This is a genomic window from Peribacillus folii (genome assembly GCF_030271255.1).
Lineage (GTDB): Bacteria > Bacillota > Bacilli > Bacillales > DSM-1321 > Peribacillus.
Window position 1 is genome coordinate 23743 of record NZ_JASJOM010000012.1, and the last position, 19717, is coordinate 43459.

Here is a 19717-nt window from a genome sequence, read left to right on the forward strand (position 1 = left end):
ATAACATGCCAATAAAAGGATGCCAAAAGACCCGTTCAAGACATATTGGGGATACTTGCTGAAAAGTTAACCAATTATAGCCTATACCAAAATTAAAAAAATTTCATGCTCCAAGTGAATTCTTACTTAAATTAAAATAAATCAGAAAATTATACGCAACTATTTGCACACTGCGCAATATTTTGCATGCAATATTTTTCAGAGTTTTAGTTTTTCCATTTTATAATATAGATTTCTGACTGAAATCCCAAGCGCTTTTGCCGTAAGGGTTTTATTTCCATTATAGGTATGTACCGCTTGCTCAATGATTTCAGCTTCATACTGGTCTATTATCTCCGAGAGCGTTTTACCTGATACGTAAACAGGGGGCATCGGCACCTCTTTATCATGTTTTAAAGATATCGTTTCAATAAAATCGGGAATATGCTGGGTATCAATGATTGTTTCATTCAATTTCATGAAAATGATCGCCCGTCCCAAAATATTTTCCAGTTCCCTTACATTCCCTGGCCAGTCATAGTCTTGCATCTTCCCTATGGCAGCAGCAGTGATTCCTTCTATGCTCCTGCCATACTCCTGATTGATTTTATGAATTAAATGTTCCGCAAGTTCCCGTAAATCTTCCTTTCGCTTCCGCAGAGGAGCGATGAAAATGGGCATGCGGTTTAGCCTGAAATATAAGTCTTCCCTGAAAGATCCGTTGGCTATCGCCTTTTCAAGATTAATATTCGTGGCAGCTATGACCCTGACATTGATGGCGATCGGCTTGGTTCCGCCTACCCTGGTGATTTCCCGTTCTTGAAGAACCCGAAGTAATTTAGCCTGAATGTTGGCTGGCAGTTCGCCAACTTCGTCCAAAAAGATACTCCCTTGATTGGCCTCTTCAAAAAAACCGACCTTTCCGCCCCTGTTTGCCCCTGTAAAGGCTCCCTCCTCATACCCGAACAGTTCACTTTCAAGCAATGAATCCGAGATGGCTGCACAGTTGACGCGAACGAATTTATTGAATTTGCGATCGCTCGCATTATGGATGGCATGGGCAAACAGCTCCTTGCCCGTCCCCGATTCCCCCCTCAATAAGACAGTCGCCGGGGTCCTTGCCGATAATTTCGCCTGTTCGACAGGGAGCTTCATCTCTTCCGAAGCTCCTATAATATCATCAAAGGAATATTTGGCCTGAAGCGTCCTGATAATCTGTCGTGCCCGGTTCAATTCATGTGTAAGATTTTGGATTTCCGATACGTCATGAATGACGCCCACACTTCCTTTGAGGTGTCCATCGACAATGATCGGAGCGACATTCACGATGACCTCCTTATGCTTCGGGCCGACCCGCATATTGACTCCCCTTACAGGCTTTTTTGTCTGGAGCACTTTCATATGCATGCTTTCACCCTCATAAATGTCAATGGAGGCAGGCTTTCCAATCACTTCGGTCTTTGTCAAGCCAGTGATCCTTGTATATGCAGGATTAATCAAAAGGCCCCTGCCTTGCTCATCAACGACTGAAATGGCTTCATCACTGGATTGGATGATCGCTTGCAGCATCGTCTGAACTTCTTTTAAATCGGTGATTTGCTCGGCCAATTGTACCGCTTCCGTCTTATTCCTGAACATGGAAAAAGCACCGATGACTTCACGATCGGCATTCACAAGAGGGATTCTTGTTGCAATCAGCTCCAATCCATTTTCAAGGATGATTGGCTGATTCACTTCTTTTCGATTCGTTTCCATTACACGCAATAATCCCGTTGAAGGAACGAGATCTTTAATCTGCCTGCCAATCACATTCTTGCGTTTCATGTTCGCTGCCCGTTCGGCACTATCATTGAACATGACGATCGATCCATCTTGATCGATCACCACCATTCCTTCGCTCGTCGTATTAAGGATCAAGTCCATCTTCGCCGAAGCGTTCTCCAATTTATTGATTAACCGATTTTTTTCTTCGAATAGCTTGGACATGATGTGAGCAACGCTTCCAGGAATGAGAATTGTTTGATCGCCCATCTCCCTTTTGATCTCTTTATAAACAGATGGATCACCCGTGGTATCGACGATGATATCCAGATTCCCATGCAGCCCCCTGCTCCAGCTAGTCACTGTAGGAATCCCTCGTTCTTTTGCAGCAAGCATCCCTTCTGCTGATTCATTCGTATCCGCCATACAAACAATCGAGAATACCTCACTTTCAGAAAGGAGTCTCAGCACGGTTGTCCCCCCGACTCCCCCTCCTACTATCATGACCTTTTGCATGGGCCATCTCCCTTCCGATTTCATCTCTTTTAAGAAAATATATCTGCAATCGCTTTCTTACTCCCTCATTTTAGCATATTGACAACCACTGAAAAACAAACAGCCATTTCGCTTCCAGTCCTTTTCTATTTTCCCGAAACTTGACAAATATTTTATATCCTTTATCATTTTTTTAAGACGGAATTATCGGAAGGGATTTGACCGCATGAAACGCTTGATCGCTTTTTTGATTCTTTTTATTCCCGGGGCATTTGCCGCTTATGGCATAAAAATAATGAGGGACATGGTCTTCGGCATTTTGCAGCCCCCTTTTCCGCTCCTTTGGGTGCAATTCTTGATCGGCTTAATGATTACGATTGGCGGAATTGCCTTCATTGCAGGGTTCATCCTTCATCGCGATCGCAAACAAAACAAGGTCCAAAGCCGGTTCAATAAGTTTTAATCCGTGAGAAGAGGTGCCACGAAATGGCACCTTTTTCTTTAGTTCACTTGGAGTCCTTTTCTGACGCGTATCGCTTCTTTAGGATAATCGGTAATGATGGCACTGCAGCCCAATTCGAATAATCGCTTCATTTCGTCTGTCTTATTGATGGTGTAGGGCCTGACAGGCATGCCCATCCTCAAGCATGCTTGAATGATGATATCGGGGGCTGCACGAATGCTTGGATGGATGGCGCTAGCGCCGATTGCCTTGGCATAAACCCAAGGCATGTACAGGCCATCACGATAAAGAGGCGCGGTTTGCACTTCGGGCGCCAATTGGTGGCAGTTGACCAAACTATAATGATTGAAGGAAGAAATAATGATCCTTTCCTCCATCTTGTAAGCACGAACGAGTTGTATGACCTTCTCCTCCAAGCCTGGATACAGGAAAAACGTGTTTTTCAATTCAATGTTGCACCACATTTGATTGCGGTTTAGCCATATCAATAATTCCTCAAGCGTAGGTATTTTTTCTTTCCCCCATTTACCCTTGAAACCAAAGGATGCATGGAAGGTTTTCAACTCCTGCAATGTACGGTCCTTCACATACCCCGATGCATTCGTCGTTCGGTCCAGCTTCTCGTCATGGATGATGACCACTGCGCCATCCTTCGAAAGTTGAACATCGGTTTCGATTCCCTCCGCTCCGACACGTGCCGCTTCATTGAACGCAGACATCGTATTTTCCGGATGTGTGCCTGCCGAGCCTCGATGGGCGAAGATTAAGGTCATATTGATTCACACCTCCCATAAACCGTCATATACCAATTTATGAAAAGCAAAGCGAAAATATTTACCAATATCCAGCCTTCAACGGAGTTCAGTCAAAATACAGCTGATTATTTTCTGCATAGAAGGTCCCTTTCGTCATATCATTCAATATCTTTTCCAGACTTTTGATTTGCAAGCGTGTATCCGGAAAGGCCATTCGATTAATCGTGATTTCACCTTCCCCTTTCGATTCAAGCATATCCATGAACGATTTCCGTTTCCCATCTATTTGAAAAATTTGCGCCAGCAGCCTCTCCATCCCCTTCCTTGTTTGTTCATATTGAAATTGCTGCTCTTCAGTCAATTCATCAGGAAACGCATCGTAGACTTCGAACTTTTCCTTTAATGCTTCCAGCTGTTCAATCTTTGATTTATATAAAAGTAAGGTCTGATTCAATTCTTCCTTGATCAACTTACGGTTAAACCCCTTCACGTTTATGATCGTTTTCCGTTGCAAACGGTTACCTATCACTGCCGCCCTCACCTTTCCTTCCGCTTCTACTACGCCGCCGATCAGCTTCCCCTTTTTTTCATCCGTGAAAATATTCTTCGCTTTAAGGAAGCTGCCTAGCGAATATGATCCTATATGTATATTTTCCCCTGCGTTCAAGTGGCATTCGTTGGCGTGCTTCACAAAAATATTCCTTCCTGCCGAGACCTTCGATAGTCCTTTACCGAATATGCCTCCTTTAATGAATACGTCACCCTCTACTGATTGGATCTCCTTGACATTGCTTATGCCGAGCTCACTAAGTATGGAGATATCTTTCGTAGCTGTAACCGAAAAATGGTCCACGACCGTTCCTTTAACCGTGACGCTTCCATCAAATTCGATATTGCCGGTTTCAATTCCTACATCTCCATCAATCGATAAGTGGGCACCCACCGCAATCTTCCCATCCCTGAATTCCACTACCCCGTCCATCAATGCCCGAAGGATGATCTTTCCCTCTTCCTCATATGCCGCGATCGTTTTTTTGTCATAGCGCAATTTTTTATCGCTTCCTTTTCTAGGAAGCGCGAGCTCTCCTGTAATCATCCGTCCCATTTCTCCTGAGGTAGGCGCAATCCTTTCGCCAAGCCAATCGCCCCTCTTCACCTCATCAAGAAAACTCATATCATAATAATCAGCTTTACCATCTTCCCTGACAGCCGGTTTACGCTTTGAACGTTTAAAATAGGTGACAACGGCATCCCTTCCATGAACTGGTTCCTTCCCCACCGCAATGATCATTTGATTTTTGGTGGTCAGCTCGTTTTGCAGAACCTCCATCAATATTCCCTCTGAAATATTTTCCTTTTGAAGGCTTTCGAGAATATCTCCCACAATGGCGGAATAATTTCCTTTAAGATGGGCTTCTGAACAATTTAGTTTTACATGTGCGGACATTTTATCCTGAGCGATGTCCAATTCAATAATGGGCTTCAGCCGCCCGACCGGAATTTTTTCTCCGTTAGCCTCCATCAGCGCTTGTTTTAAGTCTTTTACGTGCTCCAGTATGATTTGTGGGAACGTTTGCAGAATGGGGTTCAGATTCAGTATGGAAAAGCCTTTAAGTAAAACGGTGATATACACCATTCCGGATTCCGCTTCTAATACAAAATGCTCATTTTTTTCAAAGATCATGTACACCCTTCCCATCTGATACTTATATATACCTATGATTATAATCTAAAAATTAAGAGAAATGATAAAATAGGAACATTTTCTATTTAACTAATAATTCTGATAATTAAACAAACAAAAACGCCTTTTATTTATTGGATTCTTCCTGCAAAATCCAATAAATAAAAGGCGTTTAATTTTTAGCCTACTAGAAGTTGCCTAAAAGGGCGAAGGCACAAGCAACTTCTTTCTTTCCCGTGCCACCAGCAAGGGGGAATATTTATCTTTAGCGGCTCTAGCCTTTATCTAATCGAAGGAAACGATCGAAGCTAATAACATCCCGTGTGTCCTGTCAAGATGCTTTATGTTCAAGACGGAGCTTATCGGCAACCATTGCAATGAATTCGGAATTTGTAGGTTTTGCCTTGGTCATGCTGACCGTATAACCGAATAGAGATGAAATGGATTCGATATTGCCTCGGCTCCAGGCCACTTCAATCGCATGACGGATGGCTCTTTCAACACGGCTGGCGGTTGTATTGTATTTTTTTGCGATATCTGGATACAACACTTTGGTGATCGAACCCAACAGTTCGATATCGTTGTACACCATCGATATGGCTTCCCTTAAATACAAATAACCCTTAATATGTGCAGGCACACCAATCTCATGGATAATGCTTGTAATGCTGGCGTCCAGATTCTTGGGCTTGGATTCATTTTGGGGACGATAGCTGAACTGACTATGATTTTTCAAGACCGCCTGCCCTTTACCGCTCACCTGACGAATATGATTGGCCAGGTTCTCCATATCAAAAGGCTTCAGAATGAAGTAAGACGCGCCCAAATCAACTGCTTTTTTCGTGACATCTTCTTGACCAAAGGCAGTAAGCATAATTACGTTAGGCATGGCACCCCGTTTTACTTCACGAAGCTTTTCCAATACACCCAACCCATCTAAATGAGGCATGATAATATCGAGGATCAATATATCGGGATCGACGCTTTCAAGCATCCCCAGGCAATCTTGTCCGTTATGGGCTACCCCGATTACCTCCATGTCTTCCTGTGCAGAAATGTATTCTTCCAGAAGGCCAACAAGTTCTCTATTATCATCTACAACGCATACCTTAATTTTTTTCACGCTTGATTTCCTCCTCAACTACAATTGGTCTTTTTTTCTATATGACTAAATTCTATTGTAATTGAACTTTTCGACAATGGAAACTAAATTCCTTTTATTTTTGAAAAAATATAAGGAATTCAATATTATTCTCCCGATATCTCTCGTTTTCGACTTCGTTTGCTATTCGGTTAAATCGTTTGTCGAAAAATCTTCACATTGTTATCATTTTATCACATCGTTTGAAAAAAACCTCTACTTTTTACATAATACTGCAGTAAAACCTAAGGCGCGCCTTCACGATTCACTCCGCCTTCAAAAAAAAAGGGCATCCTAAGGGATACCCGGTCTTCAACTTGCCTTTTCATAATTATCTTTGTCATATATATTGATACCGGCTTCGTTTAACATCCATTCGATATGGACTCCATACCCACTTGTTGGATCATTTACAAATACATGGGTAACTGCACCGATTAATTTCCCATTTTGTATGATAGGACTGCCGCTCATTCCTTGAACGATCCCACCCGTTTTTTGGAGCAATTCTTTGTCTGTCACTTTCAAGACCATTCCTTTGATGGCAGGAAACTTTTGCGGAATGGAACTGACGATTTCCACATCGAATTCTTCTACTTTAGATCCATCCACCACAGTCAAGATTTTTGCTGGCCCTTCCTTTACCTCATGGGAAAGGGTGATGGGCAGAGCTTTGTCATTAATCCCATTTTTGAAATCTTGATTTAATTTTCCAAAAATCCCAAAGGGACTGTTGCGATTGATATTACCTATTTTTTCTTTATTGGAAGAAAAGCGTGCCAATTTTTCTCCAGGATCTCCATTGCTTCCCTTTTCAATGGAAGTGACCGTCGATTGAACAATTTGTCCATCTTTGACAACAATCGGTTTTTTCGTATCCATATCGGATATCACATGTCCCAATGCCCCATATTTTTTTGAATCCGGGTGATAAAAGGTCATCGTTCCAATGCCGGCTGCCGAATCACGGATATATAAACCCAATTTGTATGTTCCTTCATTCTTATCTTTCAAAGGTAAAAGGGTGCTATGAAGTACTTCGTTATCACGATTGATGACTAGTTTCAACGCTTCTCCCTTTTCACCTGCCTGCTGAACAAAAGGGGTTACATCCCCCATCTTTTTTATCGTCTGACCATTGATTTCTGTAATAATATCACCGATTTCAATTTTCGCTTTTTCTCCTGGTGATTTTTTCCCCTGCGCAGTATCAATAAGATGATGACCTACAACGAGTACACCAAGAGTATTCAGTTTCACCCCGATGGATTGGCCTCCAGGCATGACTTTAAAGTCCTTCAACACCCGAATGTCGACCTTTTTGGCAGGCAGCCCTGCCACATCAAGTAACACTTCATTCGTACCTGGCTTCTCTGCACCAAGTGTAATTGAAGCTTGCTCATCATGAAGCGAAATCCCGTCACTGGATCCCGAAGTTTTTGCAGAAACAGGCAATGACTTGGAAATACTATATTGACTTCCTTCAAATAGTACAAGATGATTTGGAATCAAAAAATATTCACGAGATGGCTGGTATAACCCTAATGTTAATAGCGAAACAAGGAGAATTCCACCGATGATTCTGTTTATCCATATAAATTTCAATCCATTCACTCTCCTCGCTCTCTGAAACTTTATGGCTACACCTTTAATTTAGCCCTCATGACAATCATTTATAACAGGAGCAAAAAATAAAAGCTATCCGTTTTTGGATAGCTTTACAATGAATGCTCATGATAAGTTAAAAAAATGTTCATAATCTTCTTACGCGCCGCTCAAGAAGTGATCTTCAGCCTTTTTGCCAGCTGTATTAACTCATTGGCATGCTGCTTCGTCAAGTCCGTAATCTCGACACCTGAAATCATCCTGCCGATTTCTTTTATTTTTTCCGTTTCAATCAAAGGCTTAACCGAAGTATTCGTACGTCCCCCCCTGACATTTTTCGCAATGAATAAATGGGTATCCGCCATAGCGGCAACCTGCGGCAAATGAGATATGCACAACACCTGTGATCCCGTTGCCACTTTATAAATCTTCTCGGCAATGGACTGGGCAACACGTCCGCTGACACCCGTGTCGACTTCATCGAATATGATGGAGGTAATCCCTTGATGCTTGGAAAAAATACTTTTCAGCGCCAGCATGATACGCGACAGCTCACCACCTGAGGCGATTTTGGAAAGGGGCTTCAATGGTTCCCCTGGATTGGTTGATATATAAAATTCCATGGAATCCAGCCCGGATTGATTTATTCCCTTATCTGACAATTCATCGAACGTATAAGCAGTTTGATGGAAGTGGGGTTCAAAAATTGTTTTTTCCATGTATAAATCTTTTAATTCCTGATGGATTTTTTTTGTAAGCTGTTGAGCGAATGCCTGACGTAATTCAGACAAGTTCTTTGCTTCGACAATCAAATCAGCCTTAATCGATTTCATTTCCTTTTCGAGCTTCGCTATATGCGTTTCCCTATTAAGCAGTTTTTCGACTTCCTCTTCGATGCCTGCGCCATATTCAAGAATTTCCTCGATGGACCGTCCGTATTTACGCTTCAATTGATTTATTTCATTAAGCCGTCCCTCAATGAATTCAACACGTTCCGTATCATAATCCAAGGAATCCAGTTGATCCCGGATGTTCGACACGGCTTCCTCAAGGAGGAAGTAACTATTGGAGACGATCTCAGAGCTTGCCTTTAACCCTTCATCGAGCCCTGCAGCTTCTTCCATGTTATTCATGGCCACCGACAGCCAATCAATTGCTTGCTGCTCACCGTTTAATGCATTATAGCTCGTTTGCAGCGCTTCATGGATTTTCTCAAAATTATTGATTTTCTTCCGCTCTTCCATCAATTCTTCATCTTCCTGAAGTTTCAAGTCGGCGTTTTGGATTTCATCGAGTTGAAATTGGATCAAATCAAGGCGATGAACCATTTGCTGCTCATTTTGACTTAAATCATTCAATTGCTTTGAAGCGGATTCATAACGTTTATATAGCTTTTGGTATTCCGTAAGTGCAGAAGCAATTTTTTCACCGCCGAATTGATCAAGCAGCGGCAGATGGAGTCGTTCATCCATTAATTCCTGATGTTCATGCTGGCCATGGATATCGATCAGCGTCCGACCTATCTCGCGTAAAATGGCAATAGTTACCAGCTTTCCATTTACACGGCACACGCTTTTTCCGCTGAGAGAGATGTCTCGTCGAAGAATGGCCATCCCATCATTCATGTCCAAGCCGAATTCTTCAGCCTTGGCAAAGACCGGATGTTTTTCATCATCTATTTGAAATAGCCCTTCTATTTCCGCCTTAGATTCTCCGTGACGAATAAACTCCGAAGAACCGCGCCCCCCAACTAATAGATGGACAGCATCTATGATGATTGATTTACCTGCCCCTGTTTCACCGGTCAATACCGTCAAGCCTTTCTCGAACGAAACGGACAAGCTGTCTATGATCGCAAAATTCCTTATCGATAGTTCTGTTAACAAACGAGGTCACCTCACAAAATTATTAGAGCATGTCCAAGAATTTGCCGGAAATGATCTTTGCATCTTCCTCAGAACGGCAAATGATCAAACACGTATCATCGCCGCCGATCGTTCCGAGTATTTCTTGCCAATTTAAGTTATCAATCAACGCACAGATTGCCTGGGCATTACCTGGAAGCATCTTCATGACGAGTAAATTGTTCGCTGCATCGATGCGAACAAAAGCATCAACGAGGATTCTCTTTAATTTTTGAAGTGGGTTAAACCGTTGATCGGCGGGCAGGCTGTATTTATACCTTCCATCCGTCAGCGGGACCTTTACAAGATGGAGCTCCTTGATATCCCTTGATACCGTGGCCTGGGTCACGTTGTATCCAGCCAATTTCAGCTCTTCCACCAACTCATCTTGAGTTTCGATGTCGTTATTGGTGATAATGTCCCTTATTTTTATATGTCGTTGTCCTTTATTCATAAGCAGAAGCACCTCTTCTCAACTGTTGTTCATGTAATGAGCATGGGCATCACTGTCATATCATGTTAAAGCTGCCGATTCAGTATCGCTTCTCAATGATTGCTGCGTGCCTGAAAGGGCTGCTCTTGCCCGTGGTTAATATTAATGGTAGCGGATTATTATGCAATTGTACAACTTTTTCTCTAAATCGCATGTGTTGCGCTTTCATTATTTGTCGCAATGCTTACCAAGGCTCCTAAAAATCCTTCCCCAGAAGATAAAAAGCTCCTTTAGCCAACCATTCAGCCAAAGGAGCCCTCTAAAGTTCCAGCTATTCTTTTTTGAACTGGGCATGTGCTTCCGAGACGATTTTATCAACCGATTTCGCTAGCTTAATTTCCCCGTCTTCCTTCGTTCCTTGCCAATGTAAATGGAGGAGAAATTCAATATTTCCATCGCCTCCGGTAATCGGGGAAAAGGAGGCATCCAAAATATCGTAGCCTTCTTTTTTTGCGAAAGAAATGATTTTATCCAGCACTTGCATGTGGATTTTCGGATCACGGACGATCCCCTTTTTGCCCACTTGGTCCTTTCCGGCTTCGAATTGCGGCTTCACCAAGGCAACGACATCACTGCCAGGAACAAGCAGGGTCTTTAACACAGGTAAAATTAACGTTAGCGAGATGAAGGAGACATCGATGCTTGCAAAATTAGGCATTTCCCCATCCAAATCGGCTGGTGTAACATAGCGGAAATTGGTCCGCTCCATCACTTTTACCCGCTCATCCTGCCTTAGCTTCCAAGCAAGTTGATTGTATCCGACATCCAGTGCATAAGACATTGACGCACCTTTTTGCAAAGCGCAATCGGTGAACCCGCCAGTTGATGATCCGATGTCAAGGAGGATCTTTCCATCCATTTGCAAGTCAAATTCATTTAATGCTTTCTCCAGCTTCAGCCCGCCCCTTGAAACATAAGGCATGACTTTTCCTTTAATCGTGAATTCGAGATGGACGGGCACCTTTTCCCCCGGTTTTTCATACCTCTCTTCATTCGCGTAGACAAGACCGGCCATGACCATCCGCTTAGCTTTTTCACGTGTATCGGCCAAGCCTTGTTCTACAAGCAGTACATCTACTCGTTCTTTCATTACTTTCATAGTGTCAGGCCCTTTTTTCTTTTTTGGGTGTTATCATTTTAATCTTTTTAATGGCAGTTTCCGTCGTCAACCCGATTTCTTCTAGCAATTGATCGACACTCCCATGTTCAATGAAATAATCCGGGATGCCCATCCGATCGATGATGGCCCCATAAAAGCCTTGATCGTGTGCATATTCCAGTACAGAACTTCCAAAGCCGCCCTGCAGTACGGCTTCTTCTATCGTCAGGATCGGCATTTTTTCACCAAGGAGGCTGCTGAGCAGTTTCTCATCCAAAGGCTTAATGAACCTGGCATTGATCACCTTAACCGAATAATCCTCTTTCTCCAGCCGTTCTGCGGCCTCAAGGGCCATCGGAATCGTTGTGCCGAATGTTAAGATGGCTGCATCCGTTCCTTCTTTCAGCACTTCCCATGAACCGATTGGTATCTGCTTCAATTCGGTGTCCATCGCAACGCCCCACCCGTTTCCGCGTGGGAAGCGCATAGCGATCGGACCATCGTCATAGTTTATGGCCGTATTGACCATATGCTGACCTTCGTTTTCATCCTTCGGCATCATCAATACCATATTCGGGACGTGGCGCAGAAATGCTATATCGAAAACGCCTTGATGCGTCTCGCCATCTGAGCCGACCAGCCCGGCACGATCGATACCAATGAATACGTTCAGATTCTGGCGGCAAATATCATGGACCACTTGGTCATAGGCCCTTTGGAGAAAGGTCGAATAAATGGCCAGGAATGGTTTCATGTTTTGCGTAGCCAAGCCGGCTGCAAAAGTGGCAGCATGCTGCTCGGCAATCCCTACATCATAGAAACGCTCCGGGAATTCCTGAGCAAATCCAACCAATTTCGAGCCGACCGGCATAGCAGGTGTTATGGCGACAATGCGTTCGTCTTCTCGGGCGAGCCTGCTGACGGTATCACTCACAAGGGCGCTCCACGCAGGACCTTTACTAGGCGATTTGACGAAATCACCAGTATCGATCTTGTACGGACCTGTCCCATGCCAATTACCTGTCGTGTCCAATTCGGCTGGGGAGTAGCCCTTGCCCTTCTTCGTGATGACATGCAGCAGTACCGGACCTTTCGTTTTCTTGGCATACCTTAAATTCTCCAAAAGTTCTTCATAATTATGGCCATCCACGGGGCCAAGATATGTGAAGCCGAGTTCCTCGAAGAAAATTCCTGAAACCAACAAATACTTCATACTATCTTTCAAGCGTTCAGCGGTAGCAGCCAGCTTTCCTCCGACGGCAGGAATTTTTTTCAACAGCAGCTCCAACTCATCTTTTGCCCAATTATATTTCCCTGCTGTCCGCAATCTTCCCAATATGGTATGCAAGGCGCCAACGTTAGGGGCGATCGACATTTCATTGTCATTAAGAATGACGATCATGTCCTTTTTTTCGTCACCGATATGATTCAAGGCTTCAAGTGCCATACCGCCGGTCAGGGCTCCATCCCCGATAACAGGTAGTATGAAACTTTTTTCACCTTTGATATCACGGGCAGCAGCCATTCCCATCGCAGCCGAAAGAGAAGTTGAACTGTGGCCGGTTTCCCATACATCATGGGGACTTTCAATCATTTTAGGAAACCCGCATAGCCCTTTGTATTTCTTTAAGCTATCGAACTCTCCAGCCCTGCCTGTCAGGATTTTGTGGACATAGGATTGATGCCCGACATCCCACAGGATTTTATCATTGGGACTGTCAAACTCTTTATGCAAGGCAATGGTCAATTCCACTACACCTAAATTGGGGCCGATATGCCCGCCGGTGACCGATAGTTTTTCTACAAGGAATTTCCGGATATCCACACTTAGCTCGACTAGTTCTTCATTATTCATCTTCTTCAAAAAAGAAGGGTCTTTTATAGATAGAAGATCCAAATAGGACCACTCACTTTCCGTCATTTTCGGTTGGAAGCAAAACAAAGCCTCATCAAGAGGTCTATATCGAAGACTTGACCGAAAAATTGTTTTAAGTTAAAAATAGCCGCCAACACCCAGGTGATTTCGGCGGCTTGATATACCTATTTTATCACGTAACTCAATTATTGATTTTCACAGTTTTTTGCACAATGAGTATACCATAAAACTTCAATTGATAACAAATTTAGCCACAATCAATGATCACGGTTTGCTATTAAATCGGTCAGTTCATTCAACAAACCGGTTTCCAGGGCCGTTTTACTTAAAGAGGCGTGGGCAAGGCCGATGTGATGTTCGAGCTTATCCTTCGCCCCTTGCAGCGTAAGCAGTGAAGGATATGTGCTTTTATGGTTCCCCTCGTCACTGCCAACGGGCTTGCCGATCAACTCGACTGACCCTTCAATATCCAGAATATCATCCCGAATTTGAAAAGCAAGTCCAAGGTGATAGCTGAAATTGCGCAAGTGCTGAAGCTGTTCTTCATTCGCACCGGATAATATGGCCCCGGAGATGACACTTGCCGTTAGCAGCTTGCCAGTTTTATGTTCATGGATATACTCCAGTTCCTGGATGGTCAGTTGCTTACCCTCTCCTTCCATATCGGCGACTTGACCGCCAACCATCCCCTCGACTCCGGCAGACTTGGCAATTTCGTCAACAAGGGCCAGCTTCATTTCAGCCGTCACCCCTGGTTCGCTCATGCCCGAGATCAACTGGAAGCTATATGTAAGCAAGGCATCACCGGCTAGGACTGCTACTGCTTCACCGAATACTTTATGGTTTGTCGGTTTTCCGCGGCGAAGATCATCATCATCCATCGCGGGAAGGTCATCGTGGATCAAAGAATAGGTATGGATCATTTCAATCGCAGAAGCAGCCGCTATGCCCCTCCTCAAGTTTTCCCCGAATGCCTCCAACACGGCAAAAACCAATAATGGACGAATTCTTTTTCCTCCCGCTTCAAGTGAATAGGCCATCGCTTCTTTCACCACAGCCGGAGCCTGAAGTTTTTTTACGTACTCAATGATTTCCGTTTCGATGATCGCTTTATATTCTTTAGAAAAAAGCTCAAAGGTTGTTGTACCCATGTTATTCTTCCTCCTGGACAACGAAATTTTCAAGTTCCCCGTCTTCACGTAAAATTTGGGTCAGCTGATCTTCAACAGCCTTGAGCTTCGTATGACAAAGTCGGGATAAATCCATTCCTTGCTTATATATGGAGATGGCTTCTTCAAGAGGCACATCGCCCTCTTCAAGCTGTTCCACGATTTTTTCGAGATTCTCCATCGCCTCTTCGAATGTAGCTTCCTGCTTCTTGGTCATGGTTCAATTCGCTCCTTTATATCTTTAATTTCACACTCAAGGGTGCCATCCTTTATGGAAACGGCTATCTTTTCCCCAACGGATACCTGCTGCGCGCTTTTCACGAGCGTCTCATCTCCAGCAAAAACCAATCCATAGCCACGCTCCATGATTTTCAACGGGCTGAGGGCAGACAAGGTGGCCGTCATATGAATGAACTGCTGCGATTTATGCCGATAGATCGCTTCCATCGCCCTCCGTATTGCCTTTTCACGCTGATGCAATTCTTGCCGGGCATTTTTCACCGCTTGTTCAGGATGCTGCTTCTTAAGGATTTCGTTCACCTGGTTTAGCCCGTCTCTCTTTTTCATGAAGTACCGGGTACTTGTTTTCAAAAGCCTATCCTTCGTCCTATCAAGCTGTTCAAGCTTTTGTTCGTACATTTTATGGGGATAACGGAAAGCATAGGATCGCTCCATCCTCGTCAATTTGGTGCGTTCGAAATTCACCGCCTCCCTAATTGAGCGGGTCAAGCGATTCTTGCGGTTCATTAGGCGCTCGAGTATTTCATTTAAATGCGGGACCGCTAGCTCGGCTGCCCCGGTCGGTGTCGGCGCCCGCATATCAGCGACAAAATCAGCAATCGTAAAATCCGTTTCATGTCCCACTGCGGAAATGATCGGGATATCGGAATCATAAATCGATTCAGCCACGATTTCTTCATTGAAAGCCCAGAGCTCCTCGATTGACCCGCCGCCCCTCCCGACTATGAGAACATCACTTTCCGCCCGGGCGTTAGCCATTGTGATCGCTTTGGCAATGGATTTAGCGGCATTATTCCCTTGGACAAGTGCCGGGTACACGATGATCCGTGCAATGGGATACCGTCGCTTGATGGTAGTCAGGATATCTCTCAAAGCAGCCCCGGTCGGAGAGGTTATGACACCTACCGATTTAGGATACTGGGGTATCTTTTTCTTATGTTCGGCCGAAAATAATCCTGCCGATTCAAGCTTTCTCTTCAATTGCTCATAAGCTAGGTACAATTCGCCCACACCGTCCGGGGCCATGCTTTTCACATAAAGCTGGTACTGTCCGCTCGCTTCATATAAAGAAATATCGCCTTTTACAAGTACCTTCATCCCACTTTCGGGGACGAACTTCATCCCCTTGGAATTAGCGGCAAACATAACGGATAGGAGGCGTGCCTTATCGTCCTTGAGCGTAAAATACATATGTCCGCTCGTATGTTGTTTAAAATTTGAAATCTCACCTTTTATGTATACATTTTGTAAATGTGGGTCGGCATCAAACTTCCTTTTAATGTACTTCGTCAATGCCGACACGCTCAAATATTGCTGGTTGTCCATATCATGTCTCCTTCCGACGGAAATCGGATATAAAGAAAGCCCACCTATAGGTTACACGTAATATGTCATTAAAATTTATCAATGTAAAAAAGCGGTCTCCCGTTATTATAAAACAAGAGGTCCGCTTCTTAAAATGATTTAACGCTTTTTTCAGCTTTTTAGTGCTGATTTTCTCTGTCCGACTGTTTTTTGAGCAGATTTGACCGTATTCTTCATAAGCATGGTAATCGTCATGGGACCGACGCCTTTGGGAACAGGGGTAATGTAAGACGCCTTATTTTTCACATCATCAAACGCCACATCACCGCAGAGCTTTCCTTCATCATTCCTGTTCATCCCGACATCTATGACGACGGCACCTTCTTTAATATGGTCGCTTGTGATCGTATCCCGCTTTCCGACAGCTGCCACGACCACATCAGCTTGCTTGGTGAAATAAGCAAGATCCTTTGTCTTTGAATGACAGTATGTAACGGTTGCGTTTGCATTTAGAAACAATTGTCCCGCGGGTTTTCCGACGATATTGCTTCTACCGACTATGACAACATGCTTGCCTTCAAGCTCATAACCGATATGGTCAAGCATCACCATGATTCCATATGGCGTACAAGGTAAGAAGGCATCCTGACCAGTCATCATCCGCCCAATGTTAATCGGATGGAACCCATCAACATCCTTTTCCGGTGAAATCGCTTCGATGATCGCCTTTTCGGAAATATGCGCTGGCAATGGCAGCTGCACCAATATGCCATGGATGCTTGCATCCTCGTTCAGTTCATCAATGCTCTGCATTAATTCCTCCTGAGATAAATCGGCTGGCTTTTTGATTAATAAAGAATGCATGCCCAAATCCTCACAGGCTTTTTGCTTATTGCGGACATAGGTCTGTGAGGCTTGATTATCACCGACGAGAATGACAGCCAACCCCGGGACAATATGTTTTTCACTTAATTGTTGAACTTCCTTGCTGATTTCCTGTCTTACTGCCTCTGCAATTTCTTTACCATTAATGATTTGAGCTGACATGTGTATATTCCTCCCAAGTTAATTTTGCTAAAGAAATTGCCGGGAGATTCATGGCTTTAGAATGTCGCCTTAGCGTTCGCTTTTCACCTTCACTTTGGATAAAACGGCATTCACAAAGCTGCTGGATTGATCATCACCGAATTTCTTAGCAATTTCAATAGCCTCATTCATTGCGACACTTACAGGCACATCTTCACTGTGAACCATTTCATAAATCGCGATTCGCAGTAAATTCCGATCAATGTTCGCCAATCTTTCCAACGTCCAGTTCTCTAAATTGTCCCTGATCATTCCATCAAGCTGTTCTCGATTTTCCGTAATCCCCATGACTAATTTCTTGAAATATTCATCAGTAGGAGCGCCATTCAATACGCTTTCCATTGCTTCTTCGGCATTCGACTTAGCAATATCCATCTGATATAGTGCTTGAAGGGATTTTTCACGGGCTACTCTTCTTTTCATAATCTTACTCCTTTAACATCTACTATTATATATGAAAACGCCAGAACAAACGAACATTAAATAACATTTTTCCAAAAATATTAAGATTTACAGCGTATTTTACCGTAATTTAGTTAAAATCCATAAATCCAAAGGGGAAAAGGTATAATCGACCGACCATTTTTCAGTAAGAAAAACGCGGCCCCATCCTGTTTAAAATTGAAAAAAAGTGCATGCCCTGGCTTTCATGCTCATATTTCACCTTTTACACTCTAACAGAAATCACCCTTGAATTAAAGGGAAACTTCCAGACACCGCCTTATTATGTTCATTTACCGAAATTTTATCAGTTTAGCTCGACTTTCTGGATGCAAGTAATCATGGAACAAAATCACAAAACAAAAACCCGGCTTTTTGCCGGGTTCCTGCAGGTGTGAATCGAATGGTGCCACTTACACTTCTTGTTCGTAATCCGCTTCTTGTTTCGCGTTTTCAAATGCTATGCCAACAACATGGATGTTCACTTCACCAGCATCGATGGCAGTCATGTTCAACAAGGCTTCACGAATGTTGTCTTGTACTTCTTGGGCAACTTTCGGAATTGAGACACCAAATTTCATGACGCAGTAAAGTTCGACTTTGATCGCTTCTCCCGTCAAGTCAACTTTAACACCCTTACCGTGGTTCTTTTTACCAAGCTTTTCAACTACACCAGTAGCGAAATTCCCACGCATATGTGCTACACCTTCAACTTCCGATGCAGCGATACCCGCAATTACCTCTATCACTTCAGGTGCAATCTCCACTTTGCCCAGTCCACTATTAAAATCATTCATTTCGAGTAATTGGCCTTCCATTTCACTCATTCAAAAGCACCTCCTGTCTTCCTTTACATTATGAGTTCATTACATCATATATTTCAAGGAATTTGGTATTAAATTCTCCGGATACGAATTGTTCATGCTGAAGTAACTTAATATGGAAAGGAATGGTTGTATTAATTCCTTCAATGACGAACTCACCTAAAGCGCGCTTCATCTTCTCAATCGCTTCATCTCTGGTCGGTGCATGGACAATCAATTTAGCAATCATGGAATCATAGTATGGCGGTATCGAGTAACCTGGGTATGCTGCCGAGTCCACCCTTACCCCATACCCGCCTGGAGGTAAATACATGTGTATTTTCCCTGCAGAAGGCATGAAATTCTTTTCCGGGTTTTCGGCGTTGATCCGGCATTCGATGGACCAGCCGTTAAACGTTACATCCTCTTGGGATAGGGATAGTTTATCACCTGAAGCGACCTTGATCTGTTCTTTAATCAAATCGACTCCTGTCACCATTTCCGTGACCGGGTGTTCAACCTGGATACGTGTATTCATTTCCATAAAGTAGTATTTTCTATTCACATAGTCATAAATAAATTCGACTGTACCGGCTCCTGAATAATTGACCGCAAGAGCAGCCGTTACCGCAGCCTGCCCCATTTCCGCACGGATTTCACCATCCAGTGCAGGAGAAGGGGTTTCTTCAACCAGCTTTTGCAAGCGCCGTTGAATCGAGCAGTCACGCTCGCCTAAATGGATGGCATTTCCATGGTTATCGGCCATGACTTGAATTTCTACATGCCGGAAGTCCTCAATGAATTTTTCAATATAAACACCCGGGTTGCCGAAAGCCGTCGCGGCTTCCTGTTGCGTGATGTTTATGCCCTTGATGAGATCTTCTTCGGTCCTTGCAACCCTGATCCCTTTACCGCCGCCGCCGGCAGTGGCTTTGATGATGACCGGATAACCCATTTCATTGGCAAGGGCCACTCCATCATCGGTATCTTTTATGATGCCTTTGGAACCTGGGACGATTGGTACGCCAGCTTCGCGCATGGTTTCCCTCGCTACGTCCTTTGTTCCCATTTTATTGATCGCTTCAGGGCTAGGACCGATGAATATGATATTGCATTCACGGCAAAGCTCAGCAAAATTAGCATTCTCAGCAAGGAAGCCATATCCGGGGTGAATCGCATCGGCTCCCGTTTTCTTGGCAGTACTGATGATGTTCGTCGTATTTAAATAACTGTCTTTTGATAGTTTGGGACCGATGCAATACGCTTCATCGGCAATCTGGACGTGTAAGGCTTCTTTGTCGGCTTCTGAATAAACCGCTACAGTCTCAATTCCCAGTTCCTTGCATGCCCGGATGATCCGGACAGCAATTTCCCCGCGATTGGCAATTAATACCTTTTTAATCATTTAGAAACAGCTC

General features: G+C 43.8%; 17 protein-coding genes. 1 reads left to right on the forward strand and 16 read right to left on the reverse strand.

What is annotated here, in order from left to right; genetic code table 11:
* Positions 1–198 precede the first annotated feature (198 nt).
* Positions 199–2256 (reverse strand): sigma 54-interacting transcriptional regulator, encoded by a 2058-nt coding sequence (locus tag QNI08_RS18425; RefSeq protein ID WP_285768861.1) that lies wholly within the window; start codon positions 2254–2256, stop codon positions 199–201.
* 205 nt (positions 2257–2461) lie between these two features.
* On the opposite strand from QNI08_RS18425, the gene QNI08_RS18430 reads away from it, so the two are divergent.
* Positions 2462–2698, forward strand: a complete 237-nt coding sequence (locus QNI08_RS18430; protein ID WP_285768862.1) for a DUF2627 domain-containing protein — start codon at positions 2462–2464, stop codon at positions 2696–2698.
* 38 nt (positions 2699–2736) lie between these two features.
* Here QNI08_RS18430 and QNI08_RS18435 read toward each other — a convergent pair whose 3' ends face one another.
* The 15 genes from QNI08_RS18435 to accC form a co-directional block, all read right to left on the reverse strand.
* Positions 2737–3471, reverse strand: coding sequence for a glycerophosphodiester phosphodiesterase (locus QNI08_RS18435; protein WP_285768863.1), 735 nt, complete (start codon positions 3469–3471; stop codon positions 2737–2739).
* A gap of 88 nt (positions 3472–3559) precedes the next feature.
* The gene (locus QNI08_RS18440; RefSeq protein ID WP_285768864.1) at positions 3560–5137 is read right to left on the reverse strand and encodes a flagellar assembly protein A; all 1578 of its coding nucleotides are present in this window, start codon (positions 5135–5137) and stop codon (positions 3560–3562) included.
* A gap of 331 nt (positions 5138–5468) precedes the next feature.
* Positions 5469–6260: a sporulation transcription factor Spo0A gene (spo0A, locus tag QNI08_RS18445; protein WP_034308269.1), complete on the reverse strand. Its 792-nt coding sequence runs from the start codon at positions 6258–6260 to the stop codon at positions 5469–5471.
* 330 nt (positions 6261–6590) lie between these two features.
* Positions 6591–7883: a SpoIVB peptidase gene (gene spoIVB, locus QNI08_RS18450; RefSeq protein ID WP_285768865.1), complete on the reverse strand. Its 1293-nt coding sequence runs from the start codon at positions 7881–7883 to the stop codon at positions 6591–6593.
* Positions 7884–8053: 170 nt separating this feature from the next.
* On the reverse strand, positions 8054–9769 hold the full coding sequence (gene recN, locus QNI08_RS18455) for a DNA repair protein RecN (protein ID WP_285768866.1): 1716 nt from the start codon (positions 9767–9769) through the stop codon (positions 8054–8056).
* Positions 9770–9791: 22 nt separating this feature from the next.
* The gene (gene ahrC, locus QNI08_RS18460) at positions 9792–10241 is read right to left on the reverse strand and encodes a transcriptional regulator AhrC/ArgR (RefSeq protein WP_061144401.1); all 450 of its coding nucleotides are present in this window, start codon (positions 10239–10241) and stop codon (positions 9792–9794) included.
* Positions 10242–10551: 310 nt separating this feature from the next.
* Positions 10552–11379, reverse strand: a complete 828-nt coding sequence (locus tag QNI08_RS18465) for a TlyA family RNA methyltransferase (protein ID WP_285768867.1) — start codon at positions 11377–11379, stop codon at positions 10552–10554.
* 4 nt (positions 11380–11383) lie between these two features.
* A complete protein-coding gene (gene dxs / locus QNI08_RS18470; protein ID WP_285768868.1) occupies positions 11384–13276 on the reverse strand; it encodes a 1-deoxy-D-xylulose-5-phosphate synthase in 1893 nt (630 codons plus the stop codon).
* Positions 13277–13512: 236 nt separating this feature from the next.
* A complete protein-coding gene (locus QNI08_RS18475; protein ID WP_285768869.1) occupies positions 13513–14406 on the reverse strand; it encodes a polyprenyl synthetase family protein in 894 nt (297 codons plus the stop codon).
* Position 14407: 1 nt separating this feature from the next.
* Positions 14408–14641 carry an exodeoxyribonuclease VII small subunit gene (locus QNI08_RS18480; RefSeq protein ID WP_061144404.1) on the reverse strand — a complete coding sequence of 78 codons (234 nt, stop codon included), beginning with the start codon at positions 14639–14641 and terminating at the stop codon, positions 14408–14410.
* Positions 14638–15990: an exodeoxyribonuclease VII large subunit gene (gene xseA / locus QNI08_RS18485; protein WP_285768870.1), complete on the reverse strand. Its 1353-nt coding sequence runs from the start codon at positions 15988–15990 to the stop codon at positions 14638–14640. Before xseA ends, QNI08_RS18480 begins: the two co-directional genes overlap by 4 nt.
* A 150-nt stretch (positions 15991–16140) precedes the next feature.
* Positions 16141–17016 (reverse strand): bifunctional methylenetetrahydrofolate dehydrogenase/methenyltetrahydrofolate cyclohydrolase FolD, encoded by an 876-nt coding sequence (folD, locus tag QNI08_RS18490; RefSeq protein ID WP_285768871.1) that lies wholly within the window; start codon positions 17014–17016, stop codon positions 16141–16143.
* A 69-nt stretch (positions 17017–17085) separates the two neighbouring features.
* A complete protein-coding gene (gene nusB, locus QNI08_RS18495) occupies positions 17086–17478 on the reverse strand; it encodes a transcription antitermination factor NusB (protein ID WP_285768872.1) in 393 nt (130 codons plus the stop codon).
* A gap of 431 nt (positions 17479–17909) precedes the next feature.
* The gene (locus QNI08_RS18500) at positions 17910–18314 is read right to left on the reverse strand and encodes an Asp23/Gls24 family envelope stress response protein (RefSeq protein ID WP_483313796.1); all 405 of its coding nucleotides are present in this window, start codon (positions 18312–18314) and stop codon (positions 17910–17912) included.
* A gap of 37 nt (positions 18315–18351) precedes the next feature.
* Positions 18352–19704 (reverse strand): acetyl-CoA carboxylase biotin carboxylase subunit, encoded by a 1353-nt coding sequence (gene accC, locus QNI08_RS18505; RefSeq protein ID WP_285768874.1) that lies wholly within the window; start codon positions 19702–19704, stop codon positions 18352–18354.
* Between the last annotated feature and the right edge of the window lie 13 nt (positions 19705–19717).